Here is a 26,787-nt window from a genome sequence, read left to right as displayed (position 1 = left end):
GCGAGTGGCGGTCATCCTATGGTGCGGTCGTATCCCCCTGGACGAACGGGTGCCCGATCGCCCGCCGGAGGACGGCCGGGGCCTCCGTCAGCGAGGGCCCGTACCAGGTCAGGTGCCGTCCGCTGACCAGCGCGACCGGGATGCCGGGGAACGCCTCCGGGCCGTCCTCGACGGTGAAGCGGTACGGCTCGTCCGGCAGCACCACCAGGTCCGGCCGCTCGGCGAGCAGGTCGGGCAGCGGCACGGCCGGGTAGCGCTCGGGGTGTTCGGCGTGGACGAGCCGCAGGCCGAGGCGGCGCAGCAGGTCCCCGGCGAAGGTGTCGCGGCCGAGCACCATCCACGGGCGGCGCCAGATCGGCACGACCGCGCGCGGGCCGTGGGCGGTACTCGGCCGGACGTCCCGCCACGCCTGCTCCGCCTCGTCCAGCCAGGCCGGGCGCGGCAGTCGGCAGGCGACGGTCAGCAGCCGGTCCAGCGAGCGGAAGGCGTCGTCCAGGGTGCGGATGTCGGTGACCCACACCGGAACCCCGGCGGCCCGCAGTGCCTCCAGGTCGGGGCGGCGGTTCTCCTCGTCGTTGGCGATCACGAGGTCCGGGGCGAGCGCGAGGACGCCCGGCACGTCCGGGTTCTTGGTGCCGCCGATCCGGGTGACGGCGAGTTCGGCGGGGTGGCTGCACCAGTCGGTGGCGCCGACCAGCAGGGCGGGCGCGGTGGCGGCGACGGCCTCGGTCAGCGAGGGCACCAGCGAGACCACCCGGCGGGGCGGCAGCGGCCCGAGCCGTACGGGCAGGCCGAGGTCGTCGCGCGGGTCGCCGTCGCGCGGGTCGCCGTCGCGTGGGTCGCCGTCGCGTGGGTCGCCGTCGTGCGGGTCGCCGTCGTGCGGGCTGGTCGGGTCTGCCACCCGGCCACCCTACGCGCGGGCCGCCGCGCCCGTGGCCGTCCGGAAGCACCGGAAGCACCGGACGTTCCGGAAGTCCCGGACGCTCCGGAAGTTCCGGGAACCCGGCGCGGGCCCCGCCCGACTACCTGGTCCGGGTCCGCAGCGCGGGCCCCCAGCACGATCACCGACCAGGAGAGTCCTCATGCGCCCTCGCGTCGTCTGCGGTATCGCGGCCGCCGTCGCCCTGTTCGCCACGGCCTGCGGAAGCAGCGGTGGCGGCAACGGTGGCGGCGGCAGCGCCGCTCCCACCGCCCAGGCCGCCCCCGCCGGGGCCGCCTACCCCGTCACGGTCGCCGACTGCGCGGGCAAGGAGACGACCATAGCCAAGGCCCCGACGAAGATCGTCACCAGCAACGCGGCCAGCCTGGAGCTGCTGCTCCAACTCGGCGCGGGCGACCGGGTGATCGGCACCGGCTTCCCGCCCGGCAAGGGCACCCTGCCGGCAGCGCTCGCCGAGCAGGGCGCCAAGGTGCCGGTGCTCGGCGACAAGACCATCCCCAAGGAGAAGCTGCTCGGCTCCGGCGCCGACCTCTACGTCGACACCTTCGGCGCGATGCCGATGATGGGCGGCGGCGCCACCGGGCCCAGCGAGGCGGAGTACGCCGCGGCCGGCATCCAGCACGTCTACCTGCTCTCCACCGCCTGCGCCGGAACCCCGAAGGCCGCCAAGGCGCCGCGCACCGACCTCGCCGGGATCGAGGAGGACATCCGCCGCCTCGGCGCCGTCACCGGGACCGGCGCCCGGGCCGAGGAGCTCGTCAACGGGATGGAGAAGCAGATCGGCGGGGTCCGCACCGCGCTCGCCGCCGTCCCGGAGGACAAGCGGCCCAGCTACTTCGTCTTCGACTTCGACGCCGGGACCAAGCAGCCGGTCGCGGTCTGCGGCCGCCAGGTGGCCAACGCCGTCATCACCCTGGCCGGTGCCCGCAACGTCTTCGCCGACTGCGACGCCGACTTCAAGCCCGGCTCCTGGGAGGACGTGGTGGCCAAGAACCCCGACTGGATCCAGCTCGCCGTGCGCAACCGGGGCAGCGAGGAGGCCACCCGCAAGGCCTTCGACGACGCCGAGGCGTTCCTGCGCGGCTTCCCGGCGACCCAGGGCCTCAAGGCCGTCCAGGAAGGGCACTTCGTCCGGCTCGGCTCCGAGGTGACCACCATCGCGGGCGCGCGCAACGCCGACGCCGTCCGGCAGATCGCCGCCACCGTCCACCCCGACCTCGTCAAGAACGGGCAGTAGGGCCGTGACGTCGGCCGACCTCGCCGAGGCCCCGGACACCCGGCGCCCGGCCCGCACCCTGCGGGCCGGGCCGCTGGCCGCAGCCCTCGCCGTCACCCTGGTGCTCGCGCTGACCGCCGCCGTCTCACTCGGCTCGGTGGACATCCCACCCGGCGAGGTCTGGTCGGCGGTCGCCCACCACCTCACCGGCCGCGCCCCGGAACCCGGCACCCGCGACCTCATCGTCTGGCAACTGCGCGTCCCGCGCGCCCTGTTGGCGGCCGTGGTGGGCGCCGGACTCGGCCTGGTCGGCACCGCCGTCCAGGCCCTGGTCCGCAACCCGCTCGCCGACCCCTACCTGCTCGGCATCTCCTCCGGCGCCTCCCTCGGGGCGGTCGCCACCCTCGTCCTCGGCACCGCCTTCGGACTCGAACTCTCCCTCGGCAGCGGGCTCGGCCTCACCGTCTCACTCGCCGCCTTCGCCGGGGCGCTCGCCGCGTTCTCCCTGGTCTGGCTGATGGCCCGACGCGGCGGCGGGTTCTCCCCGCTGCGCCTGGTGCTGGCCGGCATCGGCATCGCCCAGTTCCTCGGCGGCATCACCAGCTACCTCGTCCTGCAGACCAGCGACGAACAGCAGACCCGGGGCGTGCTGTTCTGGCTGATGGGCAGCCTCGGCGGCGCCGTCTGGGCCCAACTCGCCGTCCCGGTGGCCGCCGTGGCACTCGGCCTGGCCCTGCTCCAGGCGCGGGCCCGCGGGCTCAACGCGATGCTGATGGGGGACGAGACGGCCGCCGGACTCGGCGTGGACGTCACCCGGCTGCGCCGCGAGGTCTTCGTCGTCACCAGCGTGCTCACCGGGGTACTGGTCGCCGTCTCCGGGGCGATCGGCTTCGTCGGGCTGATGGTGCCGCACGTCTGCCGGCTGCTCGTCGGCGGCGACCACCGGCGCCTGCTGCCGCTGTCCGCCCTCACCGGGGCGGTGCTCCTGGTCGTCGTCGACACCGTGGCCCGCACCGCCCTGGACGGCCAGGAACTGCCGATCGGCGTGGTCACCGCCGTGCTCGGCGCCCCCACCCTGCTCTACCTGCTGGACCGACGACTGGAGCGCAGTTGAGGATCGCCGTCGAGGACCTGAGCGTCACCCTGGCCGGGCGCACCGTGGTGGCCGGGGTCCACCTGGTCGCCGAGGAGGGCGAGATCGCCGGACTGGTCGGGCCCAACGGCAGCGGCAAGTCCAGCCTGCTGCGCACCGTCTACCGGCACCTGCGGCCCAGCGCCGGCCGGGTGCTGCTGGCCGGGCGGGACCTGGCCGGACTGCGGCCCGCCGAGTCCGCCCGGCACATCGGGGCACTGCCCCAGGAACGCGGCGGGGACTTCGAGTTGAGCGTGCGGGAGGTGGTCGCGATGGGCCGCACCCCGTACAAGCGGGCCTTCGCGGCCGACGACCCCGAGGACCACCGGATCACCGCCGAGGCCCTCCTCCGCGTCGGCATGGCGGAGGCCGCCGACCGCCGCTTCGCCCAGCTCTCCGGCGGCGAACGGCAGCGGGTGCTGCTCGCCCGCGCGCTCGCCCAGCAGCCGGACGTCCTGGTCCTGGACGAGCCGACCAACCACCTGGACGTCCGACACCAGGTCGAACTCCTGGCCCTGCTACGGGAACAGCGCCGCACCACGCTGGTCGCGCTGCACGACCTCAACGCCGCGGCCTCGGTCTGCGACCGGCTGCACGTGCTGCACCGCGGCGCCCTGGTGGCCTCCGGGGCGCCGCGCGAGGTGCTGACGCCGGAGCTGCTGGCGGAGGTCTTCGGCGTCCGGGCCGCGGTGGTCGAGCACCCGCTCACCGGGGACCCGTTGATCGCCTTCGACCACCGCGCCCCGGCGGGTTCCGCCCTGGCCGGGGCCGCCCCGACCGGGTCCACCGTGCCGGGGCGGTACGGGGCTCAGGGCCTGTCCGGGTAGCCCTCGTAGTGGCTCGGCCGGCCGTTGCGCAGCACCGGCCGGCCGAGCCGTGCGGCCTCCTCGTTGCGCCGCAACTCCCAGCCGCCGTCCGGCCGGTGGAGCACCGCAGAATGCCAGGGCGTCATCCACGCGTCGGCGGCGGCCAGCAGCCGGATGCCGAACTTGGGCGCCCCGGCCGGCTGTGGATGGATCGACAGCCGCACCGCCCGGGGGTGCTGCTCGGCGATCAACTCGCCCCAGGCCCGGCTGCGTTGAATGACCCCGTAGGCGCGCCGACGGCACTCCCGCTGGAGGGCCGACCTGGTGCCGGGGAAGTTCACGGCGTCCTCGGTGAGGAAGCGGGTGATGCCCCGGTAGAGCCGCAGGGTCTCCTGCTCGGACAGCACCTGCTCGCGCAACTCCTCGACGCTCGGCGCGTACCGCTCGTGCACCCGGGCGCGCTTCTCGTCGTACGGCAGGTCGCCGAGCACCGCCCGCAGGTCGAAGGTGTCCAGGTGGTGCAGGCCCTCGCGCTCGATCATCGCGGTCAACTCGTCGGAGTACTCGTCGATGTGGTCGTCCGGGACGTCGATCAGGTCGCCGAAGATGTGGCCGTCCGAGCAGATCAGGATCCGGGCACCGGGCGGGTGGATCCGGCCTATTCGCTCGCAGAGCTCGTCCAGGAAGGTCAGCGACAGCCGCTCGCCCTCGTCGGGCAGGTGGCCGAGCACCTTGGCCGGGTTCGGCGACTTGCAGGGGAAGCCCGGGAGGGTGAACACGATCGGCTCACCGGCCGCGATGAAGTCCGCCAACTGCGCCAGCTGCAAGGGGAAGTGCGCGGGCCGGGCGTCGAACTCCGGGTCGGAGGCGCGACGGTGCGGTAGCAGCAGGTCGAGGACGCGGGCGGCGAGCTGCGCCGTCGACGGCTGCCCGGGGGTGCTGGTGACGAGGGGGGCGGTGCCGGCGGGCGGCATGATGGATCTCCTCCGGGGGCGGCGGTAGGGCTGGTGGGTAGGTGCGGTGGGGAGGTGTGGTGAGGGGCGGGGTGCTCAGCGGCGCCGGTCGTAGGCGACCGGCAGCCGGTTTACCCCACGGGCCAGGACGGCCGGGATCCAGGCGAGTTCGTCCAGGCCGTCCCCGGGCGCACCGGCCGGGCGCAGCCCGTCCAGTCGGCCGATCAGGGTGTGGACGGCGATCTGGAGCTCGGCCCGGGCCAGGGCGGCGCCCGGGCAGTAGTGGATGCCGTGCCCGAAGGCGAGGTGGGCGTTCGGCGTGCGGTCGAGGTCGAGGCGGTCGGCCTCCGGGAACTGCTCGTCGTCCCGGTTGGCGGCGCAGAGCGAGACGATCACCGAGTCGCCGGCCGGCACGGTGGTGCCGAACAGGTCGCTGTCCTCGGCGAAGAAGCGCCAGGTGGTGAGCTCGAACGCGGCATCGTGGCGCAGCAGTTCCTCCACCGCCCGGGCCAGCCGGCCGGGTTCGTCGAGGCGGGCGCGCAGCTCGGTGAGCTGCTCGGGGTGGCGCAGCAGGGTGATCAGCATGGTGGTGATCTGGTTGGTGACCGGCTCCTGGCCGGCGACCAGCAGCTGGAAGACGATCGAGTCGAGCTCCTCGCGGCTCAACTCACCCGCGTCGTGGGCGGCGACGAGCCGGCCCAGCAGGTCCTCGGCCTCGGTCCAGCCCGGCTCCCGGCAGTCCGCGCGCTTGCGGGCGACCACCTCGGCGATGTACGTCTGCAACCCGCGCAGCCGCGCCTCGTACGCCGGTCGACCCGGGTCCTGCGGGCCGACCGGCTGGACCACCTTGCCCCAGTCGCGGTCGAAGCGCTCCGCCAACTCGGGCGGCAGGCCGATGACTTCGGCCAGCACCCGGAAGGGGTAGTGGGCCGCGAAGCCCGCCACCAGGTCGGCGCCGCCGGTTGCGGGCAGGCCGTCCACCAACGTGTCGGCGAGTTCCCGCAGCCGCGGGCGCAGCGACTCCACCCGGCGCGGGGCGAAGGCGTCCAGCACCAGGCGGCGCATCACGGTGTGCTTGGGCGGGTCCTGGTGCAGCAGGTGGACCTGGAGCTGGGAGTGCTGCGGCTCCGGCATGATCGAGGCCAGCCGGCGCCAGTTCTCGTTGCCCAGGCTGTGGTTCTTGCCGAGCCGGGGGTCGTTGAGGGTCGCGTGGGCCGCCTGGTGGCCGGTGACCAGCCAGGCGTGGATGCCGCTCGGGAACTCCACCCGGTGCACCGGCCCGGCCTCGCGCATCCGGGCGTAGAGGGGGTACGGGTCGGTCTTGTAGGCCTCGCCGTACAGCGGGACGGGGCTGGGGAGCCGGTCGTGCCCGTACGGGCAGCGCGGGGGCTCGGCCGGGGCCTCGGGCGCTGTGGGGGTGGGGGAGGGGGCGGGGGCGGGGACGGTGTCGGTCATGGGTGTGCTCCTCCGAAGGGGCAGATGTGTGCGGTGTCCGGTGCTCGGCGTTCCGGTGCTCGGTGTTCCGGTGCTGGGCGTTCCGGGGGTTCCGGCGTTCGGGTGTCTGGGTGTTCCGGTGCCTCTGTGTTCCGGTGTCTGGGTATTCCGGTGTTCGGTCTCCGCCTGGCCCTACGGCCGCGGGCGGCGGCCGTGCAGGGCGAGCAGCAGTACGGCGGTTGCCGCGGCCACGGTGGCCAGGGTGATGCCCGCGTGGGTGCCGGTGGTGGCGCGGTCGCCCGCCAGGGCGGCGGCGGTGGCCAGGGCCGGGCCGAGGGCGAAGCCCAGGCTGCGGGAGAGTTGGACGGCGGAGCCGGCGGTGGCGAGCTTCCCGGGCGGGGCGGCGGTCATCACCAGGGCCTGGGTCGGACCGCCGTTGAGGCCCATGCCGGCGCCGGCGACGGCCAGCCGGACGGCGATGTCGAGGGCGGACCAGTCGCTGCCCACCGGAATGAGCGAGGCCAGGCCGCAGGTGGTGACGACGGCGCCGGTGAGCGCCGTCGGGCGGGCGCCCCAGCGGTCGGCCAGGCGTCCGCCGACCCGGCCGGCCAGCACCATGCCGAGCGGGAAGGCCAGCATGGTCAGCGCGGTGGCGGTGGCGCTCTCGCCCCGGGGGCCGCGCAGCTGCTGGACCAGCAGGTACTGGCAGGCCGCGAAGCCGGCGGCGAGTGCCAGCACCGAGGCGTTCACCCCGGTGGTCCGGGCGGCCCGCAGCACCTCGGCGACCGGCCGCCCGCCCGGGCGGCGCAGCCACCGCAGCACCAGGGGGACGGCGGGCAGCGCGAGCAGCAGCCACGCCGGGGCCGTCGGCGCCAGGGTGAGCCCGAGCAGCACGGCGGCCACGGCCGCGCCGATCAGGGCGGCGTCGCCGAGCGAGCCCCGGTCGGGCAGACGGAGCCCACCGCGCCGCGGGGCGTGGCGGTGCACGATCAGCACGGCGGCCAGGCAGACCGGCAGCTTCACCAGGAAGACCGCCCGCCACCCGAAGTGGTCCAGCAGCAGGCCACCGACCACCGGCCCGGTGACGGCGCCGAGCGGCCCCAGCGTCGCGGGCACGCTCATCGCCCGCCCGCGCAGCTCGGGCCGGACGGAGGTCGCGGCCAGGACCGGCATCAGGACGAACAGGACGGCCCCGAAGGCGCCTTGCAGCAGCCGTGCGGCTATCAGCCAACTCGCCCACGGGGCAAGGGCGGCCAGCACGCTACAGGCCGCGAAGCAGCTGACGGCGAGCAGCAGCGCGGACCGGGTGCCGACCTGGTCCAGCCACCGCCCGGCCGGCAACAGCAGCGCCACGAGGGGGAGTTGGTAGCCGAGCGCGGCCCACTGCGCGACCCCGGCGGAGACGTGCAGACCGGAAGCCAGGTCGGTGAGCGCCAGGTTGACCACGTTCATGTCGAGCATCGCGACGAACGAGAGCATCCCTGCGGCCACGACCAGGCTCCACCGATCCACCTGTTCAATCTGACGGCCAGTCAGGTCAATGGCGGCCGAGGGGCGTTGCGCTCGCATGATGGTCCTCCGTTCCCCGCTGCCGTACCGGCACCGCCTCGGCGGCGGCGTCCGGTACAGCAGTCGGAGGCGGGAGGGCTCCAGTTCCGAACACTTGGGGGATTTTTCGGCGGGGGCCGGTGGCGGCGAACAGATGACAGCAGACGGATAACAGATGACAGATTTCGAAATCTGTCATCTGTTATCCGTTATCTGTTCGCTGTTATCTGTTCGCCGTCAGCCGTCAGCCGTCAGCCGCAGCCCGCCCGCCCCTCAGCAGGCCGTCGCGAGTTCCCCGGCCTCCGCGGCCCGCAGGCGCGCGACCAGTTCCTCGCGCGCCCGGGCGACCCGGGAGCGAACGGTGCCGACCGGGCATCCGGCGACCTCGGCCGCCTCCGCGTAGCTCAGGCCGACCACCTGGGTCAGCACGAAGGCCTCCCGTCGCTGGGCGGGTACCCGTTCGAGCAGGTCCCCGAGGGCGATCCCGTCCTCGAACCCGGCCGTCGGGGTGTCGCCCTGCCGTTCCGCCGCCTCCTGCCAGTCCGGCAGCGCCGCGCAGCGCGGCCGGGCGGCGGCCATCCGGTACCGGTCGATGACCGTGCGCCGGGCGATCGACAGCAGCCAGGTGCGGGCCGAGGAGCGGCCGGCGAAGGCGGGCAGGCCGCGCAGGGCCCGTAGGAAGGTCTCCTGGGCGAGGTCGTCGGCGGACTGCACGTCGGTCAGGTGGGCGACGAAGCGCCAGACGTCCCGCTGGGTCGCCCGGACGAAGGCCTCGACGTCCGCCGCCCGGCCCGAGCGGGCGGCCAGTGCGAGTGCGGTGAGCTGGTCGTCATCCACGGCGGCCCCCGATCCGGCCCACGATGTCCCGCGTGATGCCCCGGCTCGCGATGCCCCGGACGGCACCGCCCTGGTCGCCGTGCGGGACGATGGTCATATGAGATGCGCGCAGTTCCGTACCGCTCTGTCCGCCCGGCTCGACGGCGAACCGAGCGGCCTGCCCGGCACCCGGCTGGACAAGCACCTGGCGCGCTGCGCCGGCTGCCGGGACTGGCTGGACCGGGCCGAGCGACTGCGCGCCCAGGTGCGGGCGGCCGCCGCCGACGGGCCGGCGCCGGAGTGGGCGGCCGGACTGTCCGCCCGGCTGGGGCTGGAGGGCCCGGTCGGCCCCGCAGCGGAGGCGCCGAAGGCCACGGAACGGTAGGACGGTGGCGCCGGTGCGAACCGGAGCGCCGTCGAAGTGAGGCATGGGAAGGTCCCGGGGGGAAGGCAGGGAGCGGCACCGCGCACAGCGGCACCGCAGGCGTCCATGGGCCGGCCGCGCGGCGCTCCGCACCTCCCGTGGAGGCGTCGGCGGTCGCGGATCCGGGCCCGGGCCCCGACGGCACGCACGGCGCAGGGGCGCGGCGGAGCGACGGGGCGACCTGCCCGACGTCGAGGCCCCGGAGGTTCCGGCAGCGGGCCGGTCACCGGCCGGTCATCGGCCGGATGGGGAGGAGCGCGTCGGGCGCGTCAGCAGGCGAGGGCGAACGCCGGTGGACCGCGCCGGACGACGGCATGCGTGAGCAGCACCGACCGGGGCAGGCCGTCCGGCCGGTCGGCGGGCCGGGCGACGACCGGCGGCCGGTACCCGAAGGGGCGGGCGAACAGCGTCAGCAGCGGGAGCAGCAGCGCCCCGGCGACGACCGCCCCGAGGGCGGCGAGCAGCTCGAACACCCGGACCAGCGCGGCGTCACCGCGCCAGAGCAGCAGGGCGCAGGCCAGCGCCGCCAGGACGTGGGCGAGGGCCATCCCGGGCGACATGCTGTGCGACATGTCGTGGGCCATCCCATGGGCCATCCCGTGGGCCGGGCCCGTCGGCAGCGCGTGCGACATCCCCGGCATGTCCGCGGTCCCGGGCATGCCCACCGTCCCCGGTGAGCCCGTCATCCCCGGCATCCCGGGCATCCCCATGTCCATGGCCGCCCCGTCGGCCGTCCCGGTCCCGACCCCGCTCGCGGGCCCGACCCCGGGCCCGACGCCGGTCCCCGTCATCGCCCCGTGGTGCATGCCCGCCATCGGCCGCAGGCTGCCCGCGGTCGGGGGGACGTCCGGGTCGATGCCCGCCATCCGGGCCAGCTCGGCGGGCGAGAGCCCGTCGGCCGCCCGGTCCGGGTTGCAGAGCAGCAGGGCGGCCCAGTCCGTGCCGGCGAGCCGGCCCAGACCGCCGCCGCCGCGTCCGAGCGTCGCGGCGTGTTCGAAGAACAGGTGCAGGGCGGCCTGCGCCGAGAGCATCCAGGCGCTGATGACTCCGATCCCGCGCCGCTTCCCGGCCAGCAGCCAGGTCAGTCCGAGGACCGCCCCGAACGCGCCGAGCAGGACCGGCGCCGAGACCCCGGCCCCGGCCATGGCGACGTGCGCCGCGGCGGCCATCGCCACGCACAGCGCGGCGAAGACCGCGGCGCGCAGCAGGCGGATCCGGTCGGTCATCACGATGGCACTCATCGTCGCACTCGCCCCGCCCCGCCCGTACCGCACCCTCCGGTGATGGCCGCTTCCGGCCCGTGAGACCATGCCCGGCCCGTCAGGTCGACCGATCACCCGCTTGTAGCACCGTTTCACGCCACGGTCCAACCGGCTTGACACACGCACTCCCTGGTCACTAAATGTGCACACTCCGGTGCGGAACGTGCGTGTCGGAATGAACCCTGACCGAGCGGCACGAGTCGGAGCGAACCCGACCGGAAGCAGGAGGCACGGCCATGGACACCCCGACGGAGGTCCCCGCCCCGGCGGCAGACACCCCCGACCTCACCGACCCCCGCTTCTGGCAGCTACCCGCCCCCGTCCGCGCCGCGGCCTTCGCCGAGCTGCGCCGCCGCCCCGCCCCCGTCTACTTCGGCGACCGCGCCACCGGCCGGGGCTTCCACGCCCTGGTCCGGCACGCCGACGTGGTCGAGGCGAGTCGCAACCCCGCCGTCTTCCGCTCCGCCCCCGGCGTGACCACCCCCGAACCGGCCCGCTGGGTCCGGCTGCTGTTCGGCGACTCGATGGTCAACCTCGACGACCCCCGGCACGCCCAGCTGCGCCGGATCGTCTCCCAGGCCTTCACCCCGCGACTGCTCGGCCGGGTCGAGGAGGACGTCCGGCGCGTCTCCGCCGTCCTGGTGGACGCGGTCGAGCGCGACCGGCCCGAGGACTTCGTCCGCCCGGTCGCCGCCCAGCTCCCGTTCCAGGTGATCTGCACCATGATGGGCATCCCCGAGCAGCCCCGCCGCACCATCCTCGACCTGGTCGACCGCAACTCCGCGGACGTCGGCGTGGCGCGGCCGCTGCGCCGACGGTTCCGGGTGCCCGGGCGCGGCCTGGCGGCGCTCGCCCGGATGCAGGGCCTCGTGGCCGCGATCGGCCGCGAGCGCCGGCGCCGTCCCGCCGAGGACCTGATCTCCGCGCTGGTCACCGCCGACGTGGACGGCCGCCGGCTCACCGGTCGCGAGCTGGGTGCCTTCTTCTCGCTGCTGCTGGTCGCCGGGGTCGAGACCACCCGCAACGCGCTCGCCCACGGACTGCACCTGCTCACCGTCCACCCCGAACAGCGCGCGCTGCTGCTCGCCGACCTGGACGGCCGGCTCCCCGGGGCGGTGGACGAGATGGTCCGCCACGCCACTCCGATCGTCCAGTTCCGCCGGACCGTCGCCGTCGACCACGAGCTCGGCGGCCCCGGCGGCCCGCTGCTGCGGGCGGGGGAGAAGGTCACGCTGTACTACGGCTCGGCGAACCGGGACGAGACGGTCTTCCCCGATCCGGAGGCCTTCGACATCACCCGCACCCCCAACCCCCACCTCGGCTACGGCGGCGGCGGGCCGCACTACTGCCTGGGCGCGCACCTGGCCCGGCAGGAGATGACGGCACTGTTCCGCGAGCTGTTCACCCGGCTGCCCGAGGCACGGTCGGTCGGCGAACCGGTGCTCGTCCCGTCCAGCTTCGACCACCGGGTCCGCTCGCTGGGGTTCACCTTCTGAACCCTCTAACCCCTCTTAACCCCCTGAACCTGCTGAACCCCCTGAACCCGCACCCCTTCACGTCGCTCAGACGGACGACGCCCACATCGCGTGGTCGTGCGCGAACATCGCGTGGCACGGCCGGTGCTCCGCGACCTCGTCCAGCCAGGACCGGTAGCCGGGCAGCGGCGCCGCCACCCCGTCGCGCGCGGCCTGCCGGGCCAGCACCGCCTGTCCGTACTCGGAGGCGAAGTCGTACGCCTGCCCGGCCAGCAGCACCCGGGAACCGTCCATGCGCTCGACCAGCAGCGACTGGTGCCCCGCGGTGTGGCCGGGCGTGGGCAGCACCCGGACGCCGGGCCAGAGTTCGGTCTCGCCGTCGAGCTCGTGATAGACGGCGCCGGGGAAGTCGACCAGGGCGTCGATGGTGTAGCCGCCGCGCCGGGCGGTGGCCAGTTCCTCGGCCTGGACGAGCACCGGCGTTCCGGCGAACAGCGGATTGCCGCCGCAGTGGTCGAAGTGCAGGTGGCAGTTGACCACCAGGTCGATGTCCGAGACCGCGACGCCGGCCGCCGCGAGCGCCTCCGGCAGCGGGCGGCGGGACGGGCGGTAGTGCGCCTCGGTCTCCGGCGAGCCCGCGCCGATCCCGGTGTCGAACAGCAGCAGCGACCCCGGGCCGCGGACCAGGTACGCGAGCACCGGCTCCACCCGCGGCTCGGGGCCGCCCACCTCGGCGGCCGGCCGGACGATGTGGCCCAGGTCCAGACGGCGGATCGTGTGCATGCGTCCCCCTTGTCGCTCAGCCCCCGTGTGTCGGCCGTGGCGGCCGCTGTTCGCACCCTACCCGGCGTCCGGAAGCCGTCGGCCGGGCTCCGCCTGCCTGCCCGTCAGGCCCGCGCCGGCCAGCGGGAATGCGGGGCGGCGCGGACGGACGGGTGGGCGCCCGGGTGCCACCCGGCCCGGTGGCCGGTGGGCGCGATGGCGTGCGTCACGGCGGGCGATCCGGATACGGAGCACAATGCGCGGCATGACCGATCGTCCGACACCGCCTGAGTCCGAGTCCGAGTCCGAGTCCGAGTCCGAGTCCGCGTCTGCGTCCACGACCGAGCCCGAGCCCGAGACCGCGTCCACGCCCGAGCCCGCGTCTGCGCCCGAGTTTGCGTCGGCGCTCGGGCGCGGGTCCCAGCAGCCCGGGGCCCGGCCCGAGCCCCGGCCCGCGGGCAGTCCCGCCGCCGACCGCCCCACCGCAGAGGTCTGGGCCGCCCTCGGCGGGCCGGCCGAGCTCCTCGACCGGGTGGCCTTCCACGGCCCGCAGGGCGGCCTGCCGTCGGGCCTGCCGGTGAGCCGGTTCGCCCGGGCCACGGTGGCCGTCTGCTCGCTGGCCGCCGCCGAACTCGCCGCGCTCCGCAGCGGTGGGCCCGTCCCCGCGGTCCGGGTGGACGAGGGGGCGGTCGCCACCTCCTTCGTCAGCGAGCGGCACCTGGAGATCGACGGCCGCAAGCCGGTCGGCTTCGCCCCGCTCTCCGGTTTCTGGCGCACCGCCGACGGCTGGATCCGCACCCACGCCAACTACCCGCACCACCGGGACCGGCTGCTCGCCGTCCTGGGACTCGCCCCGGACGCCGGGCCCGAGCAGCTCGCCGAGGCGCTCGGCAAGCTGCCGGGCGAGCAGGTGCAGGAGCGCGCGTACGCGGCTGGGGCGCTCGCCGTGGCGGTCGCGCCGGTGAGCGCGGCCGCGCACCCCTTGGTGGAGTGCCGGGAGGTCGGCGCCGCGCCCGTGCGCCCGCTCGTCGCGGCCCCGGTGGACCGGCCCGCCGCCGGGATCCGCGTCCTCGACCTCAGCCGGGTGATCTCCGGACCGGTCGCCACCCGCACCCTCGCCCTGCTCGGCGCCGACGTGCTGCGGATCGACTCGCCCCGGCTGCCCGAGGCCGAGGACGCCCACACCGACACCGGCTTCGGCAAGCGCTCCACCCGCCTCGACCTCGCCGACCCGGCCGACCGCGCCACGTTCGAGGGCCTGCTCGACACCGCGGACGTCGTCGTCAACGCCTACCGACCCGGCTCCCTCGACGCCCACGGCCTCGCCCCCGAGGCGCTGTTCGCCCGCCGGCCCGACCTGATCCTCGCCCAGATCAGCGCTTGGGGCTGGACCGGCCCGTGGGCCGCACGCCGCGGCTTCGACAGCCTGGTCCAGGCCGGTGTCGGGATCGCCGCCCACGAGGCGGGACCCGACGGCCGTCCCGGCGTGCTGCCCGCCCAGGCGCTCGACCACGGCACCGCCTACCTCCTCGCCGCCGCCGTCCTGCGTGCCCTCACCGAGCAGCGCACCCACCGGCCCGGCGGCCGCCACCTGCGCTTCTCCCTCGTCGGCTCGGCCTCCTGGCTGATGCGCGGCATCCCGGCCGAACCGGCCGAACCGGCCGGCCTGACCGGCCCGACCGGACCGGGGCTCCCGGGCGCCGAGCCGTACGACCCGGCGCACTGGCTCACCGAGACCGACTCGGCGTACGGGCGGCTGCGGTACGCCCTGCCGCCGATCGGCTACGACGGCGCTCCAAGGGACTGGGCCGTCCCGCCCGGGCGTTGGGGGACGGACGCGCCGGTCTGGCGCTGAGCGGGGCCCTCGGGTGACGGGGTGGCGCGGAGCGGAACGGGGGAGCCGGCGGGGGCGGAGACGGCTGGACCGGGGAGGGGCGGGTCGGGCGGTGTCGGTGAGATCTGGCAGCATCACCGCATGACCGCTCCGCACGCCACCGACTTCACCTGGTTCGACCAGCGCTACCCCGTCCTGGGCGAGGCCTACTGCCTCACCCACGTCCAGGGGATGACCGGTGAGGAACTGCTGCCCCGCTTCGACGCCCTGACCGGCCGGGAGGTGACCGGGCTGAACGCGGTCGTCGCCGCCTGGGAGACCTTCGACGACGGCGAGGACGAGGAAGCCGAGCAACTCTTCGACCTTGACGAGGACCGGCTGCTCGTCGCCGTCACCGAGCTCGACGGCTGGGCCCTCGCGATCGAACCGTACGGGTACCTCGGCAGCCTGCCCGAGGTCATCTCCCGGCTCACCGAGGGCACCCGGCTGGTCTCGCACTTCCGCAACGCCAACGCGGTGGACCACTTCAACTGGTGGGAACGCGCCGACTGCCGCCTGCAGTTCGAGCCCCTCTTCCCGGACCAGCGGCACGGCAACGACGCCGACGCCCCCGGCATCCCCGAACTGCTGACGGCCTGCGGCTTCCGGCTGGACGGCGAGCGCGGCGAACTGCACACCGAGGCCGCGTTCGCGCTCGCCGAGCGGCTCACCGACGTGCGGCTCACCCCGGAACGGCTGGAGGCCGCCAGCTTCCGGCTCGGCTACGCACGCCGACCGTAAGGCCGCGGCCTCCCAGGCGGTGGCGGTGGGTCAGACCCCGGAAGGGATCTGCTTGGCCCGGCCGCGCACCTGGACGGCGGTCGCGATCTCGACCACGCCCAGGATCACCAGCCAGCACCCGGCCAGCACGGTCAGCGCGGCGATCGAGCCGACCGGCCAGACCATCAGCAGCACGCCGGCCAGGGTGTTGGCCACACCCGCGAAGGCCTGCCAGCCGCGGGCGGGCATCAGCGGGTCGGAGATGGCGGCGGCGAGCTGGGTGATGCCGCGGAACAGCCAGCCGATCCCGATCCAGAGGGCGAGCAGCAGCAGTGACTGCACCGCGCTGCGGAAGCAGAGCAGCCCGAGCAGCACGCTGATCGCGCCGCTGATGAAGGCCAGCACCCGCAGGGCGGTGGTGGCGTGGGTGCCGAACGCGGCGACCAGTTGCACGACGCCGAGGACCAGCAGGTAGAGGCCGAACAGCACGCCCACCACCAGCAGCGTCTCCCGCGGCCAGACGAAGACGACGATCCCCAGTCCGAGCGAGGCCACCCCTGCGGCCAGCAGCACCTGCCAGGCGGCCTTGGCGAGCAGGCCGAGCGGGCCCTGGACCGGGGTTCCGTCGGGGGTGATGATCGGAGGGGCCACGGCGGCGTACTCCTCGTGGTCGGGGACGGAGAACGAACCCCAGCCTCCGTGCACCGTCACCGGACCGCCCGTCGGGTACGTCCGTTCGAGTCATCGCAGTCTCCGAATTGACATCCGCCGGTCACCTGCCGTCGATACCATCCGGCGGTATGACTTCTGAAGGGTGGGGGACCCCTCCGGTCGAGCCGATCAGCCAGCACTACATCGTGTGCGGGGGCAACGCCCTGGCCCACCGGCTGGTCCTGGAACTCGTCGAGCACTACGAAGTCCCGGTCGTCGTCCTGGTCACCGACCGCACCCGTGACCACGCACCGCGGATCGAGGAAATCGCCGGCGTCGCCGCCGTCGTCGAATACCCGAACATCACCGAGGAAGCACTGCGCGCGGTCTCCGTCGACACCGCCCGCGGCCTGGCCCTGGTCGAGGGGAGCGACCAGGAGAACATCCACGCCGCGCTCAGCGCCCAGGGCCACAACCCGAACATCCGGATCGTCTTCCGGATGTTCAACCAGCGCCTCGGCGAGAACATCGAACGACTGCTCAGGAACGGTGCCGCGCTCTCCGGCTCCGCCACCGCCGCCCCGGCCTTCGCCGCCGCGGCGCTCGGCCGGCCCAACTCGGTCGAGATCGGCGGCCGTTACCTGCACATCGCGTTCGACGACGCGATCACCTCGGACCGGATCTGCGTGGTGGCCGACCACATCGACCGACAGGACCTCAGCAAGATCCGCCTGCTACCGGAACAGGAGGGCGACTCGGCCGAGTTCGTCCGGCTCGCCACCGAGTTCGGTGACGACGGACCGGTCCGGCCCGGCGGGGTCCGCCGCGAGGCGGCGCCGGGGCCTGAGCAGGAGCCTGAGCCGGTGCCTGAGCCGGGACCGGTCCCTGGTCTTGAGCCCGAGCCCGAGTCCGAGTCCGAGCCCGAGCGCGAGTCCGGCTCCGAGTCCGAGTCCGCGTCCGAGGAGTCGTCGGGCGGGATCGCCGCCCTGCAGGCGCTGCGGATGGAGCCCGGGGAGCCGATCAGCTGGGCGCGGCGGCTGCGCTGGCGGGTGCTCGACACCATGCGCTTCTTCACCAGCGCCCGGATGCGGCTGGTGCTGCTCACCGCGCTCGCCGCCGTGCTGCTGGCGTTCAGCGTGCTCTGGTACCTCAGCCGGGACTTCGGCTGGACGGTCTACATCTCCCTGCTCGACCTGGCCGGCGCCGCCCAGCCCGACCAGCAGGCCGACATAGCCGCCGGGACGGGTACGGGCGGGGCCTGGCAGCGAGTCGCCCAGGTGGTGATCACCCTCTGCGGGATCACCTTCGCACCGGTCGCCACCGCCATCGTGGTCGAGGTGCTCGGCTCCGGACGGCGCGGACTGCCGCGCAACCCGAGCGCCGGCACCCGGGACCATGTGATCGTCGTCGGGCTCGGCAACGTCGGCACCCGGGTCGCGACCCAGCTGCACGAGATGGGGGTGCCGGTGGTCTGCCTGGAGCGGGACCCGCAGGCCCGCGGCATCGCCGCCGCCCGGGCGCTCGGCATCCCGGTCGTCCTGGGGGACGGGCCGTTCGAGGAGCAGCTGCGCCGGGCCCGGTTGAAGCACAGCCGGGCGGTGGTCGCGGTCAGCGGGGACGACGCCACCAACCTGGAGGCGGCGCTGGAGGCGCGCCACGGAAACCCCGAGGTCCGGGTGGTGGTCCGGCTGTTCGACGACAACTTCGCCGGCCACTTCTACAAGACGCTGGACAACGCGGCCTCCCGATCGGTCTCCTACCTGGCCGCGCCCGCCTTCGCCGCCGCGCTGATGGGCAGTGAGGTGCGCGGGACGCTCTCGGTGTTCCGGCACGCGCTGCTGATCGCCGAGCTGACGGTGGAGGACGGCAGCGGGCTGATCGGCCTGAACCGGCATGACCTGGAGGACCCGGGCGGCGTCCGGGTCATCGCGGTCCGCTTCGCCCGCAGTAACCAGCTGCACTGGGGCTTCGCCGACCGCACCCGGCGGCTGACCCCGGGCGACCGCATCGTGGTCGCCGCCACCCGCAGCGGGCTGGCGCGGCTGAACACCGTGCTGGTGGAGGAGGGCTGACGGCGAACAGATGACAACAAACAGATTTCAGCGAACAGATTTCAGATGATGAAATCTGTTCGCTGAAATCTGTCATCTGTCATCCGCTCGCTGTCACCCGTCAGCTGTGGCCGGTCGTCGACCGCCTGCCGGTCGTCAGCGGTTCTCGAACTTCGGCGCCCGCTTCTCGGCGAAGGCGGCCATGCCCTCCTTCTGGTCCGCCGTGGCGAACACCGAGTGGAACAGCCGGCGCTCGAAGCGGACGCCCTCGGTGAGGGTCGTCTCGAAGGAGCGGTTGACGCTCTCCTTGAGCATGACCGCCGCCGGGGTGGACATCGCCGCGACGGTCTCGGCGGTGGCCAGCGCCTCGGTGAGCAGCTGGTCAGCCGGGACGATCCGGGCGACCAGGCCGGCCCGCTCGGCCTCCTCGGCGCCCATCATCCGGCCGGTGAGGCAGAGGTCCATCGCCTTGGCCTTGCCGATGGCGCGGGTGAGGCGCTGCGAGCCGCCGATGCCCGGGAGGACGCCGAGCTTGATCTCCGGCTGGCCGAACTTCGCGGTGTCCGCGGCCAGCAGGATGTCGCACATCATCGCCAGCTCGCAGCCGCCGCCCAGCGCGAACCCGGCGACCGCCGCGACCACGGGCTTGCGCAGCGCGCCGAGGCGGTCCCACGGGCCCAGCCAGTCGTCGAGGTAGACGTCCGGGAACCGGTTGCCCTGCATCTCCTTGATGTCGGCGCCGGCCGCGAAGGCCTTCTCCGAGCCGGTGATCACCAGACAGCCGATCTCCGGGTCCCGGTCGAACGCGGTGGCCGCGGCCACGACCTCGTTCATCAGCTGGGTGTTCAGCGCGTTCAGCGCCTTCGGCCGGTTGAGCGTGATCAGCCCGACCCGGCCCTTGCGCTCGACCAGGATCGTCTCGTAGGTCTCGGTCTCGGTCTCGCTCTCGGTCATCGCCGTACTTCCAATCCGCTGCTCGGCCATTCCACTGCTCGCCGCCGTAGGGGCGCGCCCTGACCACCCAACGATCTACGACGCGCCCCGTCCCGCGCCAGTCTTGACATGCGAGACGCCGGTCACCAGGGCGGCGGGGTTCGGAACTGGACGCCGTACCGTTCCGCGGCCTGCCGTACGGTCTCGGCCTTGACCTCGCCTCCGGCGGGGCCTGGCCGCTCAGGCGAGGCCCAACTCGTCGCCCTCGCGCGGGGCGAGGAAGCTCGCGACCTCGGCCTCCGTCACCTCGGCGAGAGTGCGCGGCGACCACTGCGGATCGCGGTCCTTGTCGATCACCTGGGCACGGATGCCCTCGGCGAGGTCCGGCCGGTCCAGTGCGGCGCAGGAGATGCGGTACTCCTGGTCGAGCGCCGCCTCCAGCGAGGGCAGCGTACGGGCGCCGCGCAGCGCGGCAAGGGTGACCTTGACGGCGGTGGGGGAGTTCCCGAGCAGCAGCTCGGCGGCCTCCTTCGCCTCCGGCACTCCGGAGTCGAGCAGGCGCCGGACGATCTCCTCGACGGTGTCGGCCGCGTAGCAGGCGTCGATCCACTCCTGCTGAGCGGCCAATCCAGCGGGTCTGGTAGCCCCGGTGGTTCCGGCGGTCGGCGCGGGCCCGGCGTGGGCGGCGATGGTCGCGGCCGGATCGGCGCCACCGGCGAGGGCGTCGAGCAGCTCGGGCAGGCGGGAGGACGGGACGTAGTGGTCCGCGAAACCGCACAGCAGCGCGTCGGCGGGGCCGATCGAGGCCGAGGTGAGCCCGAGATGGGTGCCGAACTCGCCCGGGGCGCGGGCGAGCAGGAGGCTGCCGCCGACGTCCGGGACGAGCCCGATCCGGGTCTCGGGCATCGCGATCACGGAGCGCTCGGTGACGATCCGCAGCGCGGCGTGGGCGGACAGGCCGATGCCGCCGCCCATGGTGATGCCGTCCATGACCGCGACGAAGGGCTTCGGGTAGCGGGCGATCAGCGCGTTCACCCGGTACTCGTCGCGGAAGAAGGCGCGGGTGCCGGCGCCGCCGGCCGTGACGTCGGCGTGCATCGCGCGCAGGTCCGCTCCCGCGCACAGGCCGCGCTCACCGGCGCCGGTCAGGACGACGGTGCGCACCCGGTCGTCGGCGGCCCAGTCGTCCAGCGTCGTCCGGATGGTGGTGATCACGCCGTGGGTCAGGGAGTTGAGGGCTCGCGGACGGTTGAGCACGATCCGCCCGAGGCCGCCGTCGCCGTCCAGGACGGCCTGGACCTCCTGGACCGCCTGGGCCTGCTGGACCGCTGCCGCCTCTGCCGCCGCTGCGCTCATCGGAACCGCTCCCGTTCCCTTGGTGATCTCGCCTGCCGCGGTCCACCGTACCGGGGCAGTTGGGCCGTTGTGATCACGAGGCCGCCCGGGCTCGCCGAGGCCCGGGAGCGGGGCGGCAGGGACGGCGGTCGCGGCGGACGGCTACGGCAGGTGGCTACGGCAGGTGGCTACGGCCAGGCGCGCAGGGCGAGTTCGGCGACGCGGCCGAGCTCCTCGGCGGTGGCGCCGTCGCGGGCCTGCTGGGACATCCCCTGGATGACCGTGGCGATGTACCCGGCCAGCGCCTTCGGGTCGGCCTCGGGCGGCAGTTCGCCGTCCTGCCGGGCGGCGAGCAGCCGGTCCTCGAAGACCTGCCGGTTCCGGTTGCGCAGGTCGCGCAGGAGGGCCTGGACCCCGGCGTCCTGCGGGGTGACGTTGGTGGCGGCGCTGATCACCAGGCAGCCCGCCGGGTGGGACGGGTCCGGGTAGATCGCGGCGGCCTCGCGCAGGATCCGGGCGAAGGCGGCCCGGGCGCCGGTCTCCTCGGCCAGCGCGACGCCGACGAACGCGCCGACCGGGGATCGGCCGTACCGGCGGACGACCTCCTCGAAGAGCGAGCGCTTGTCGCCGAAGGCGGCGTAGAGGCTGCCGGGGCGGATGCCCATGGCGGCGGTCAGGTCGGTGACGGAGGTGGCCTCGTAGCCGCGTTGCCAGAACAGCCGGGTCGCGGCGGACAGGGCCTCCTCCCGGTCGAAGGCGGGCGGCCGTCCGCGTCGGGGGCGGGGGGCCGGGCCGGCCGCCGGCGCGCTGTCGGGTGTCGCTGCCTCGGTCATGGATCGGATTTTAGAGCAGTCGCTCAAGAAGTGTGTGCTAGCTTCTTTCTTGAGCGATCGCTCAAGAAGTGTCGACGTAGCAGGAGGGGCTCGGTCATGGGTACGTACGGACTCGAGGGCAAGGTGGCGCTGGTCACCGGTGGCAGCAGGGGGATCGGTCGGGCGATCGCCCGCCGGCTCGGACGCGACGGTGCCGTCGTCGCGGTCGGTTACGCCCGGGACGAGACGGCGGTGCGGGAGGTGGTCGACGGGATCCGGGCCGACGGCGGGCGGGCCTTCGCGCTGCGCGCCGAACTCGGGCGGCACGGGGACGCGGCCGCGCTCTGGGCGGCCTTCGATGCGGAGATCGGGGCGCATGCCCCCGGCGGCGGGGTCGACATCATCGTGAACAACGCTGGGATCGGGCGCAGTTCGGACCTCGCGGCATTGACCGAGGAGGGTTTCGACGAGGTGTTCGCGGTGAACGTCCGGGCGCCGTTCTTCGTGGTGCGGCACGGGCTGGAGCGGATGCGGGACGGCGGCCGGATCATCAACATCTCCAGCGGGGCCGCCCGGCTCGCGATGCCGGAGATCATCGCCTACGGCGCGACCAAGGGCGCGCTCGACACCTTCACGCTCAACCTGGCCAAGCAGCTGGGCCCGCGCGGGATCACGGCGAACTCGGTCGCGCCCGGCGTGGTGGACACCGACGTCAACGCGGGCTGGCTGCGCGGAAACCCGGAGGCGCAGGCGCACGCGGCCTCACTCGCCGCGCTTGGCCGGGTCGGGCAGCCGGAGGACATCGCGGACATCGTCGCCTTCCTGGCCTCGGACGATGCGCGCTGGGTCACCGGGCGGGTCATCGACGCGACGGGCGGCGCCGGGCTGTAGGCGGCGCGGAGCGGAGAGGGGCAGACGGAGAGGGGTAGACGGAGAGGGACGGACGGCGAACGACGAACAGCTGACAGATTTCAGATGATGAAATCTGTCAGCTGTTATCCGTCGTCTGTTATCTGTTATCTGTTACCTGTCAGCCGCCCAGCCACCAGCCGTCAGCCCCGCACCCGCCCCGAGACCTCGCCGAAGCCGACCACCACGCCGTCCGGCCCCGGGGCCGTCGCCGTGATGACGACCTCGTCGCCGTCCTCCAGGAAGGTCCGGGTGGTGCCGTCCGGCAGCTTGAGCGGCTCCTCGCCGTTCCAGGTCAGCTCGATCAGCGCGCCACGGGTGTCCGGCTCCGGCCCGCTGACCGTCCCCGAGGCGAACAGGTCGCCGGTGCGCAGCGAGGCGCCGTTGACGGTCATGTGGGTCAGCTGCTGCTGCGCCGTCCAGTACATGGAGGCGAACGGCGGCCGCGACACCAGGTGCCCGTTCAGCCGGACCTCCATGGCCAGGTCCAGGCCCCACGGCTCGCCACCGCGGTCGTCCAGGTACGGCAGCGGCTCGACGTCGCGCTCCGGCGGCGTGACCCGGGCGTGCTGGAGGGCGTCCAGCGGCACGATCCACGGCGAGACCGAGGTCGCGAAGGACTTGCCCAGGAAGGGGCCGAGCGGCACGTACTCCCAGGCCTGGATGTCGCGCGCCGACCAGTCGTTGAGCAGGCAGACGCCGAAGACGTGCTCGCGGAAGTCGTCCAGCACGACCGGGCGGCCCAGCTCGGACGGTGTGCCGACGACGAAGCCGACCTCGGCCTCGATGTCCAGCCGCCGGGTCGGCCCGAAGCTGGGCGCGGCGTCGGCCGGCGCCTTGCGCTGCCCGTGCGGACGCACCACCGGGGTGCCGGAGACCACGACCGTGCCCGCCCGCCCGTGGTAACCGATGGGCAGGTGCTTCCAGTTGGGCGTCAGCGGCTCCGAGCCCGGGCGGAAGATCCGGCCCAGGTTGGTGGCGTGGTGCTCGGAGGCGTAGAAGTCGACGTAGTCCGCGACCTCGAACGGCAGGTGCAGTTCGACCTCGTCGGCCGGCAGCAGCGCCGGCGACAGCGCCTCCCGGAAGGACTCGTCGGTCAGCCAGGTGGTGAGGTCGGCACGCACCTGCGTCCAGGTCGAACGCCCGGCCGCCATCAGCGGGTTGAGCGAGTCCGCGTCCAGCAGGACGGACGGCGCCCCGGCCGCGCGGGCGGCCGCCCCGGCGTCCAGCACGAAGTCCCCGACGCGCACGCCGATCCGGCGCCGCCCGGGCCGGTCGGCCGCGGTGAAGACGCCGTACGGCAGGTTGTGCACGCCGAACGGCGAGTCCTGGGCGCTGGTCAGCCAGCTGCGGGGGGTGCTCAACGGTCCTCCTGGAGGAGTGGACTGGGCGACAGCAGGCCGAGCGCGGCCAGGTCGTCCAGGGGTTCGGCGACGCTGCAGGTGCCGAACGCGGTGAACGAGTTGCGGATCACCGTAACCTGGTGCCCGGTCAGGGCGCGGACGGCCTTGGCCAGTGCCTCGCCGTCGCGTTCGGCCAGTACCTCGGCCGCTGCCGCGCGGTCCGTCTCCTGGGCGGCCAGCAGCACGTTGAGGAAGCCGTGGTGCTCGAAGCCGGTCACCGGGTCGGTGTGCCGGACGGCGTTGTGCAGTCCGGCCGTGCACTTGTACGGCAGGCCGCGGCGGGCGCAGCCGGTGAGGAAGGCGGCCAGTTCGTCCTCGTCCGGGAAGGCCTCAGAAACCACCCCGCCGGTGCGGAACTTGGCCCGGTAGGCGCTGTCGACCAGGGCGTCCAGGGTCTCGTCCAGGCCGTCCCCGCGCAGGAGTTCGCGCGGCATTTCGACGGCGGCCGGCACGTCCGGCGGCAGCAGCCGGTCCAGTTCGGCCACGGCCTCCTGCACGTCCCGGGTGGCGAGCTCGACGCCCGCGAGCTCGAACGGTGCGGCGGCGGTGAGCGCCGGCCCGAGCTCGCTGCTGCCCCCCGGCAGCACGAGCCCGACCCTGAGCGGCCCGGTGCCCGCCACCGCCGCGGCCAGTTCGCCCAACCGGCCCGCCCCGCACAGGAACGGGCCGACCGCGTCGGCGTACCAGGCCGTGCGGTGGACGCGGTGCGCGGGCACCGCCTCGGCGACCGGCAGGTTCCCCGGGGGGAACACCGCCGCGTCGTCGAAGAGCCCGCGGAACAGCTCCGGGACCGGCGAGCCGTCGGCGCTCATCGCGCGGGCCCCCGACCCGCCCAGGTCCAGGCGTAGTTGGGGTCCTCGGCAGCCCGGCCGCCCTCGCCGAGCTCCAGCGGGCGGAAGGTGTCCACCATGACGGCCAGTTCGTCGAAGAACTCCACGCCGATGCTGCGCTCGTAGGCGCCCGGCTGCGGCCCGTGGGTGTGCCCGCCCGGGTGCAGCGAGATCGAGCCCTGGGCGATGCCGGAGCCCTTGCGGGCCGCGTAGTCGCCGCCGCAGTAGAACATCACCTCGTCGCTGTCCACGTTGGCGTGGTAGTAAGGCACCGGGATCGACAGCGGGTGGTAGTCCACCTTGCGGGGAACGAAGTTGCAGATCACGAAGTTGTTGCCCTCGAACACCTGGTGGGCCGGCGGCGGTTGGTGGATCCGCCCGGTGATCGGCTCGAAGTCCCGGATGTTGAAGGCGTACGGGTACAGGCAGCCGTCCCAGCCGACCACGTCGAAGGGGTGGTGCGGCACGGTGTAGCGGGTGCCCGAGATCCCGTTCGGGCCACGGTGCTTGACCAGCACGTCGACGTCGCCGTCGGCGTCGACCACCAGCGGCCCGACCGGTCCGCGGAAGTCCCGCTCGCAGTACGGCGCGTGCTCCAGCAGCTGCCCGTACTTGGAGAGGTAGCGCTTGACCGGGGTGATGTGGCTGTTGGCCTCGATGCAGTAGGCGCGCAGCGGTTCGTCCCCGGTCGGCACCCAACGGTGGGTGGTGGCGCGAGGGATGATCACGTAGTCGCCCTGGCCGACCTCGATCGAGCCGAAGACCGTCTCGACCGTGCCCGCGCCGGACTCCACGTACACGCACTCGTCGCCGAGTCCGTTGCGGTACAGCTCGCTCGGGGCCCCGGCGGCGACGTACGAGATCCGCACGTCGCCGTTGCCGAGGACGAGCCGGCGGCTGCCGACCACGTCCGCGGACTTCCACTCCTGGTCCGCGAACAGCTCGTGCAGCTTGAGGTGGCGGGGGAGCAGGGGATGGTTGGGCACCGTGGACTGGTCCGGCAGCTCCCACGGCACCGCGTTGACCACCGCCGAGGGGATGCCCCGGTGGTAGAGCAGCGAGGAGTCGGAGGAGAATCCCTCCTCGCCCATCAACTCCTCGTAGTACAGCCCGCCTTCGGGTGTGCGGTGCTGGGTGTGCCGCTTGGGCGGGATGTTGCCCAGCTGCCGGTAGTACGCCATCTCCGTGCTCCTCCTCGACGCCTCGAACGTCCGTCAGGGCCGCCGTCAATCAGGGTAGGCCGACGCTCACAGGTTGCCGCGACGGTCCTGCTCGCGCTCGATGGACTCGAACAGCGCCTTGAAGTTGCCCTTGCCGAAGCCCAGCGAGCCGTGCCGCTCGATGAACTCGTAGAAGACGGTCGGGCGGTCGCCGATCGGCTTGGTGAAGATCTGCAGCAGGTAGCCGTCCTCGTCGCGGTCGACCAGGATGCCGCGCTTCTTCAGCTCCTCGATCGGGACCCGCACCTTGCCGATCCGCTCCCGCAGCTCCGGGTCGTCGTAGTAGGCGTCCGGGGTGTTGAGGAACTCGACGCCGCGCGAGCGCAGCACGTCGACGGTGGTGAGGATGTCGTTGGTGGCGAGCGCCATGTGCTGGCAGCCGGGGCCGGTGTAGAACTCCAGGTACTCGTCGATCTGGGACTTCTTCTTGGCGATGGCCGGCTCGTTGAGCGGGAACTTCACCCGGTGGTTGCCGCTGGCGACGACCTTGGACATCAGGGCGGAGTACTCGGTGGCGATGTCGTCGCCGACGAACTCGGCCATGTTCACGAAGCCCATGACCCGGTTGTAGAACTGGACCCACTCGTCCATCCGGCCCAGCTCGACGTTGCCGACGGCGTGGTCGAGGGCCTGGAACAGGCGCTTGGGCGTGCCCTCAGGGTGGGTGACGGTGCTCTGCGCCACGACGTAGCCCGGCAGGTACGGGCCCTGGTAGCGGGAGCGGTCGATCAGGGTGTGGCGGGTCTCGCCGTAGGTGGCGATGGCCGCGCGGCGCACGGTGCCGTTCTCGTCCGAGACGTCGTTCGGCTCCTCCAGGATGGTGGCGCCGCTGGCCCGGGCGTGCTCGATGCACTTGTCGACGTCCGGGACCTCCAGGGCGAGGTCGACCACGCCGTCGCCGTGCCGGCGGTGGTGGTCCAGCAGCGCGCTGTCCGGCTGGACGCCACCCTTGATCACGAAGCGGCAGGAGCCGGAGCGCAGCACGTAGGCCTTGCGGTCGCGGCGGCCGGTCTCCGGGCCGGAGTAGGCGACCAGCTCCATGCCGAACACGACCTGGTAGAACTGGGCCGTCTGGGTGGCGTTGCCGACCACGAAGACGACCGCGTCCTGGGCGGTGACCGGGAACGGGTCGGAGGCCTGGTCGTGCTCGACGAGGCCGACGAGGCGGCGCAGCTGGTCGGCGTCGAGGCCGGCCTCGCGCTCCTCGGGGGTCAGCTCAAGGGCGTGGGACTGCGGGGTCATCGCTCGTTCCTCCAGTCAGGGCCTCGGCGTTGAGGCTTCC

The 26,787-nt window shown here is 73.8% G+C and carries 24 protein-coding genes; 9 read left to right on the top strand and 15 right to left on the bottom strand.

Features of this window, described 5'->3' with window-relative positions:
• Positions 1 to 16: 16 nt before the first annotated feature.
• On the bottom strand, positions 17 to 769 hold the full coding sequence (locus ACIQWA_RS05190; protein WP_402479676.1) for a helical backbone metal receptor: 753 nt from the start codon (positions 767 to 769) through the stop codon (positions 17 to 19).
• A 313-nt stretch (positions 770 to 1,082) separates the two neighbouring features.
• Between ACIQWA_RS05190 and ACIQWA_RS05185 the strand changes: the two genes are divergently transcribed.
• From ACIQWA_RS05185 to ACIQWA_RS05175, 3 genes are read left to right on the top strand one after another with little or no spacing between them, the layout of a single operon-like run.
• A complete protein-coding gene (locus ACIQWA_RS05185; protein WP_402478350.1) occupies positions 1,083 to 2,177 on the top strand; it encodes an ABC transporter substrate-binding protein in 1,095 nt (364 codons plus the stop codon).
• 4 nt (positions 2,178 to 2,181) lie between these two features.
• Positions 2,182 to 3,270 carry a FecCD family ABC transporter permease gene (locus ACIQWA_RS05180; RefSeq protein WP_402478347.1) on the top strand — a complete coding sequence of 363 codons (1,089 nt, stop codon included), beginning with the start codon at positions 2,182 to 2,184 and terminating at the stop codon, positions 3,268 to 3,270.
• The gene (locus ACIQWA_RS05175) at positions 3,267 to 4,115 is read left to right on the top strand and encodes an ABC transporter ATP-binding protein (protein ID WP_402478344.1); all 849 of its coding nucleotides are present in this window, start codon (positions 3,267 to 3,269) and stop codon (positions 4,113 to 4,115) included. The genes ACIQWA_RS05180 and ACIQWA_RS05175 overlap by 4 nt, the downstream gene beginning before the upstream one ends.
• On the opposite strand, the gene ACIQWA_RS05170 is transcribed toward ACIQWA_RS05175, so the two are convergent.
• The 4 genes from ACIQWA_RS05170 to ACIQWA_RS05155 all read right to left on the bottom strand — a co-directional run bounded on the left by ACIQWA_RS05170 (position 4,097) and on the right by ACIQWA_RS05155 (position 8,866).
• Positions 4,097 to 5,068, bottom strand: coding sequence for an L-tyrosine/L-tryptophan isonitrile synthase family protein (locus ACIQWA_RS05170; protein ID WP_402478341.1), 972 nt, complete (start codon positions 5,066 to 5,068; stop codon positions 4,097 to 4,099). The two genes, ACIQWA_RS05175 and ACIQWA_RS05170, sit on opposite strands and share 19 nt — an antisense overlap.
• Positions 5,069 to 5,143: 75 nt before the next feature.
• Positions 5,144 to 6,502: a cytochrome P450 gene (locus ACIQWA_RS05165; protein ID WP_402478338.1), complete on the bottom strand. Its 1,359-nt coding sequence runs from the start codon at positions 6,500 to 6,502 to the stop codon at positions 5,144 to 5,146.
• A 171-nt stretch (positions 6,503 to 6,673) separates the two neighbouring features.
• Positions 6,674 to 7,993 carry an MFS transporter gene (locus tag ACIQWA_RS05160; RefSeq protein ID WP_402478335.1) on the bottom strand — a complete coding sequence of 440 codons (1,320 nt, stop codon included), beginning with the start codon at positions 7,991 to 7,993 and terminating at the stop codon, positions 6,674 to 6,676.
• Between the two features lie 309 nt (positions 7,994 to 8,302).
• A complete protein-coding gene (locus ACIQWA_RS05155) occupies positions 8,303 to 8,866 on the bottom strand; it encodes a sigma-70 family RNA polymerase sigma factor (protein ID WP_402478332.1) in 564 nt (187 codons plus the stop codon).
• A gap of 97 nt (positions 8,867 to 8,963) precedes the next feature.
• On the opposite strand from ACIQWA_RS05155, the gene ACIQWA_RS05150 reads away from it, so the two are divergent.
• Positions 8,964 to 9,230, top strand: coding sequence for a zf-HC2 domain-containing protein (locus ACIQWA_RS05150; RefSeq protein WP_360240343.1), 267 nt, complete (start codon positions 8,964 to 8,966; stop codon positions 9,228 to 9,230).
• Between the two features lie 308 nt (positions 9,231 to 9,538).
• Here ACIQWA_RS05150 and ACIQWA_RS05145 read toward each other — a convergent pair whose 3' ends face one another.
• Positions 9,539 to 10,510 (bottom strand): hypothetical protein, encoded by a 972-nt coding sequence (locus ACIQWA_RS05145; protein WP_402478328.1) that lies wholly within the window; start codon positions 10,508 to 10,510, stop codon positions 9,539 to 9,541.
• Between the two features lie 257 nt (positions 10,511 to 10,767).
• Between ACIQWA_RS05145 and ACIQWA_RS05140 the strand changes: the two genes are divergently transcribed.
• Positions 10,768 to 12,027, top strand: coding sequence for a cytochrome P450 (locus ACIQWA_RS05140; protein WP_402478325.1), 1,260 nt, complete (start codon positions 10,768 to 10,770; stop codon positions 12,025 to 12,027).
• 66 nt (positions 12,028 to 12,093) lie between these two features.
• Here ACIQWA_RS05140 and ACIQWA_RS05135 read toward each other — a convergent pair whose 3' ends face one another.
• Positions 12,094 to 12,789, bottom strand: coding sequence for an N-acyl homoserine lactonase family protein (locus ACIQWA_RS05135; protein WP_402478322.1), 696 nt, complete (start codon positions 12,787 to 12,789; stop codon positions 12,094 to 12,096).
• Between the two features lie 244 nt (positions 12,790 to 13,033).
• On the opposite strand from ACIQWA_RS05135, the gene ACIQWA_RS05130 reads away from it, so the two are divergent.
• Both ACIQWA_RS05130 and ACIQWA_RS05125 read left to right on the top strand, forming a co-directional pair.
• A complete protein-coding gene (locus ACIQWA_RS05130) occupies positions 13,034 to 14,623 on the top strand; it encodes a CoA transferase (protein WP_402478319.1) in 1,590 nt (529 codons plus the stop codon).
• Positions 14,624 to 14,743: 120 nt separating this feature from the next.
• On the top strand, positions 14,744 to 15,382 hold the full coding sequence (locus ACIQWA_RS05125) for a DUF6461 domain-containing protein (protein WP_402478316.1): 639 nt from the start codon (positions 14,744 to 14,746) through the stop codon (positions 15,380 to 15,382).
• 30 nt (positions 15,383 to 15,412) lie between these two features.
• Here ACIQWA_RS05125 and ACIQWA_RS05120 read toward each other — a convergent pair whose 3' ends face one another.
• Complete coding sequence (locus ACIQWA_RS05120; RefSeq protein WP_402478313.1) at positions 15,413 to 16,072, bottom strand: HdeD family acid-resistance protein; 660 nt, start codon at positions 16,070 to 16,072, stop codon at positions 15,413 to 15,415.
• Between the two features lie 89 nt (positions 16,073 to 16,161).
• Between ACIQWA_RS05120 and ACIQWA_RS05115 the strand changes: the two genes are divergently transcribed.
• Positions 16,162 to 18,084, top strand: coding sequence for an NAD-binding protein (locus ACIQWA_RS05115; RefSeq protein ID WP_402478310.1), 1,923 nt, complete (start codon positions 16,162 to 16,164; stop codon positions 18,082 to 18,084).
• A gap of 135 nt (positions 18,085 to 18,219) precedes the next feature.
• Here ACIQWA_RS05115 and ACIQWA_RS05110 read toward each other — a convergent pair whose 3' ends face one another.
• The 3 genes from ACIQWA_RS05110 to ACIQWA_RS05100 all read right to left on the bottom strand — a co-directional run bounded on the left by ACIQWA_RS05110 (position 18,220) and on the right by ACIQWA_RS05100 (position 21,164).
• Positions 18,220 to 19,017: an enoyl-CoA hydratase gene (locus ACIQWA_RS05110; RefSeq protein WP_402478307.1), complete on the bottom strand. Its 798-nt coding sequence runs from the start codon at positions 19,015 to 19,017 to the stop codon at positions 18,220 to 18,222.
• 219 nt (positions 19,018 to 19,236) lie between these two features.
• Positions 19,237 to 20,352 (bottom strand): enoyl-CoA hydratase/isomerase family protein, encoded by a 1,116-nt coding sequence (locus ACIQWA_RS05105; RefSeq protein WP_402478306.1) that lies wholly within the window; start codon positions 20,350 to 20,352, stop codon positions 19,237 to 19,239.
• Positions 20,353 to 20,519: 167 nt separating this feature from the next.
• Complete coding sequence (locus ACIQWA_RS05100; RefSeq protein WP_402478302.1) at positions 20,520 to 21,164, bottom strand: TetR/AcrR family transcriptional regulator; 645 nt, start codon at positions 21,162 to 21,164, stop codon at positions 20,520 to 20,522.
• 96 nt (positions 21,165 to 21,260) lie between these two features.
• On the opposite strand from ACIQWA_RS05100, the gene ACIQWA_RS05095 reads away from it, so the two are divergent.
• Complete coding sequence (locus ACIQWA_RS05095; protein ID WP_402478300.1) at positions 21,261 to 22,034, top strand: SDR family oxidoreductase; 774 nt, start codon at positions 21,261 to 21,263, stop codon at positions 22,032 to 22,034.
• 161 nt (positions 22,035 to 22,195) lie between these two features.
• Here the strand turns inward: ACIQWA_RS05095 and fahA are convergent, their stop codons facing one another.
• From fahA to hppD, 4 genes are all read right to left on the bottom strand, one after another.
• The gene (gene fahA, locus ACIQWA_RS05090; protein WP_402478297.1) at positions 22,196 to 23,416 is read right to left on the bottom strand and encodes a fumarylacetoacetase; all 1,221 of its coding nucleotides are present in this window, start codon (positions 23,414 to 23,416) and stop codon (positions 22,196 to 22,198) included.
• Positions 23,413 to 24,267, bottom strand: coding sequence for a hypothetical protein (locus ACIQWA_RS05085; RefSeq protein ID WP_402478296.1), 855 nt, complete (start codon positions 24,265 to 24,267; stop codon positions 23,413 to 23,415). Before ACIQWA_RS05085 ends, fahA begins: the two co-directional genes overlap by 4 nt.
• Complete coding sequence (locus ACIQWA_RS05080) at positions 24,264 to 25,466, bottom strand: homogentisate 1,2-dioxygenase (protein WP_402478293.1); 1,203 nt, start codon at positions 25,464 to 25,466, stop codon at positions 24,264 to 24,266. The genes ACIQWA_RS05085 and ACIQWA_RS05080 overlap by 4 nt, the downstream gene beginning before the upstream one ends.
• Positions 25,467 to 25,532: 66 nt before the next feature.
• Complete coding sequence (gene hppD, locus ACIQWA_RS05075; protein ID WP_360245845.1) at positions 25,533 to 26,747, bottom strand: 4-hydroxyphenylpyruvate dioxygenase; 1,215 nt, start codon at positions 26,745 to 26,747, stop codon at positions 25,533 to 25,535.
• Positions 26,748 to 26,787 lie beyond the last annotated feature (40 nt).

Source organism: Kitasatospora sp. NPDC098652 (assembly GCF_044760155.1).
In the GTDB taxonomy this organism is placed as follows: Bacteria; Actinomycetota; Actinomycetes; order Streptomycetales; family Streptomycetaceae; genus Kitasatospora.
Note: the sequence above shows the minus strand (reverse complement) of the source record. Positions and strands in the feature narration are given on the sequence as shown.

Bases quoted from the DNA above. Each gene is read 5' to 3' on its own strand.
- ACIQWA_RS05170 (WP_402478341.1), bottom strand. From the start codon at position 5,068: ATGCCGCCCGCCGGCACCGCCCCCCTCGTCACCAGCACCCCCGGGCAG.
- ACIQWA_RS05095 (WP_402478300.1), top strand. From the start codon at position 21,261: ATGGGTACGTACGGACTCGAGGGCAAGGTGGCGCTGGTCACCGGTGGC.
- hppD (WP_360245845.1), bottom strand. From the start codon at position 26,747: ATGACCCCGCAGTCCCACGCCCTTGAGCTGACCCCCGAGGAGCGCGAG.
- ACIQWA_RS05165 (WP_402478338.1), bottom strand. From the start codon at position 6,502: ATGACCGACACCGTCCCCGCCCCCGCCCCCTCCCCCACCCCCACAGCG.
- ACIQWA_RS05080 (WP_402478293.1), bottom strand. From the start codon at position 25,466: ATGGCGTACTACCGGCAGCTGGGCAACATCCCGCCCAAGCGGCACACC.
- ACIQWA_RS05185 (WP_402478350.1), top strand. From the start codon at position 1,083: ATGCGCCCTCGCGTCGTCTGCGGTATCGCGGCCGCCGTCGCCCTGTTC.
- ACIQWA_RS05110 (WP_402478307.1), bottom strand. From the start codon at position 19,017: ATGACCGAGAGCGAGACCGAGACCGAGACCTACGAGACGATCCTGGTC.
- ACIQWA_RS05125 (WP_402478316.1), top strand. From the start codon at position 14,744: ATGACCGCTCCGCACGCCACCGACTTCACCTGGTTCGACCAGCGCTAC.
- ACIQWA_RS05105 (WP_402478306.1), bottom strand. From the start codon at position 20,352: ATGAGCGCAGCGGCGGCAGAGGCGGCAGCGGTCCAGCAGGCCCAGGCG.
- ACIQWA_RS05135 (WP_402478322.1), bottom strand. From the start codon at position 12,789: ATGCACACGATCCGCCGTCTGGACCTGGGCCACATCGTCCGGCCGGCC.
- ACIQWA_RS05085 (WP_402478296.1), bottom strand. From the start codon at position 24,267: ATGAGCGCCGACGGCTCGCCGGTCCCGGAGCTGTTCCGCGGGCTCTTC.
- ACIQWA_RS05145 (WP_402478328.1), bottom strand. From the start codon at position 10,510: ATGAGTGCCATCGTGATGACCGACCGGATCCGCCTGCTGCGCGCCGCG.
- ACIQWA_RS05140 (WP_402478325.1), top strand. From the start codon at position 10,768: ATGGACACCCCGACGGAGGTCCCCGCCCCGGCGGCAGACACCCCCGAC.
- ACIQWA_RS05150 (WP_360240343.1), top strand. From the start codon at position 8,964: ATGAGATGCGCGCAGTTCCGTACCGCTCTGTCCGCCCGGCTCGACGGC.
- ACIQWA_RS05130 (WP_402478319.1), top strand. From the start codon at position 13,034: ATGACCGATCGTCCGACACCGCCTGAGTCCGAGTCCGAGTCCGAGTCC.
- ACIQWA_RS05100 (WP_402478302.1), bottom strand. From the start codon at position 21,164: ATGACCGAGGCAGCGACACCCGACAGCGCGCCGGCGGCCGGCCCGGCC.
- ACIQWA_RS05115 (WP_402478310.1), top strand. From the start codon at position 16,162: ATGACTTCTGAAGGGTGGGGGACCCCTCCGGTCGAGCCGATCAGCCAG.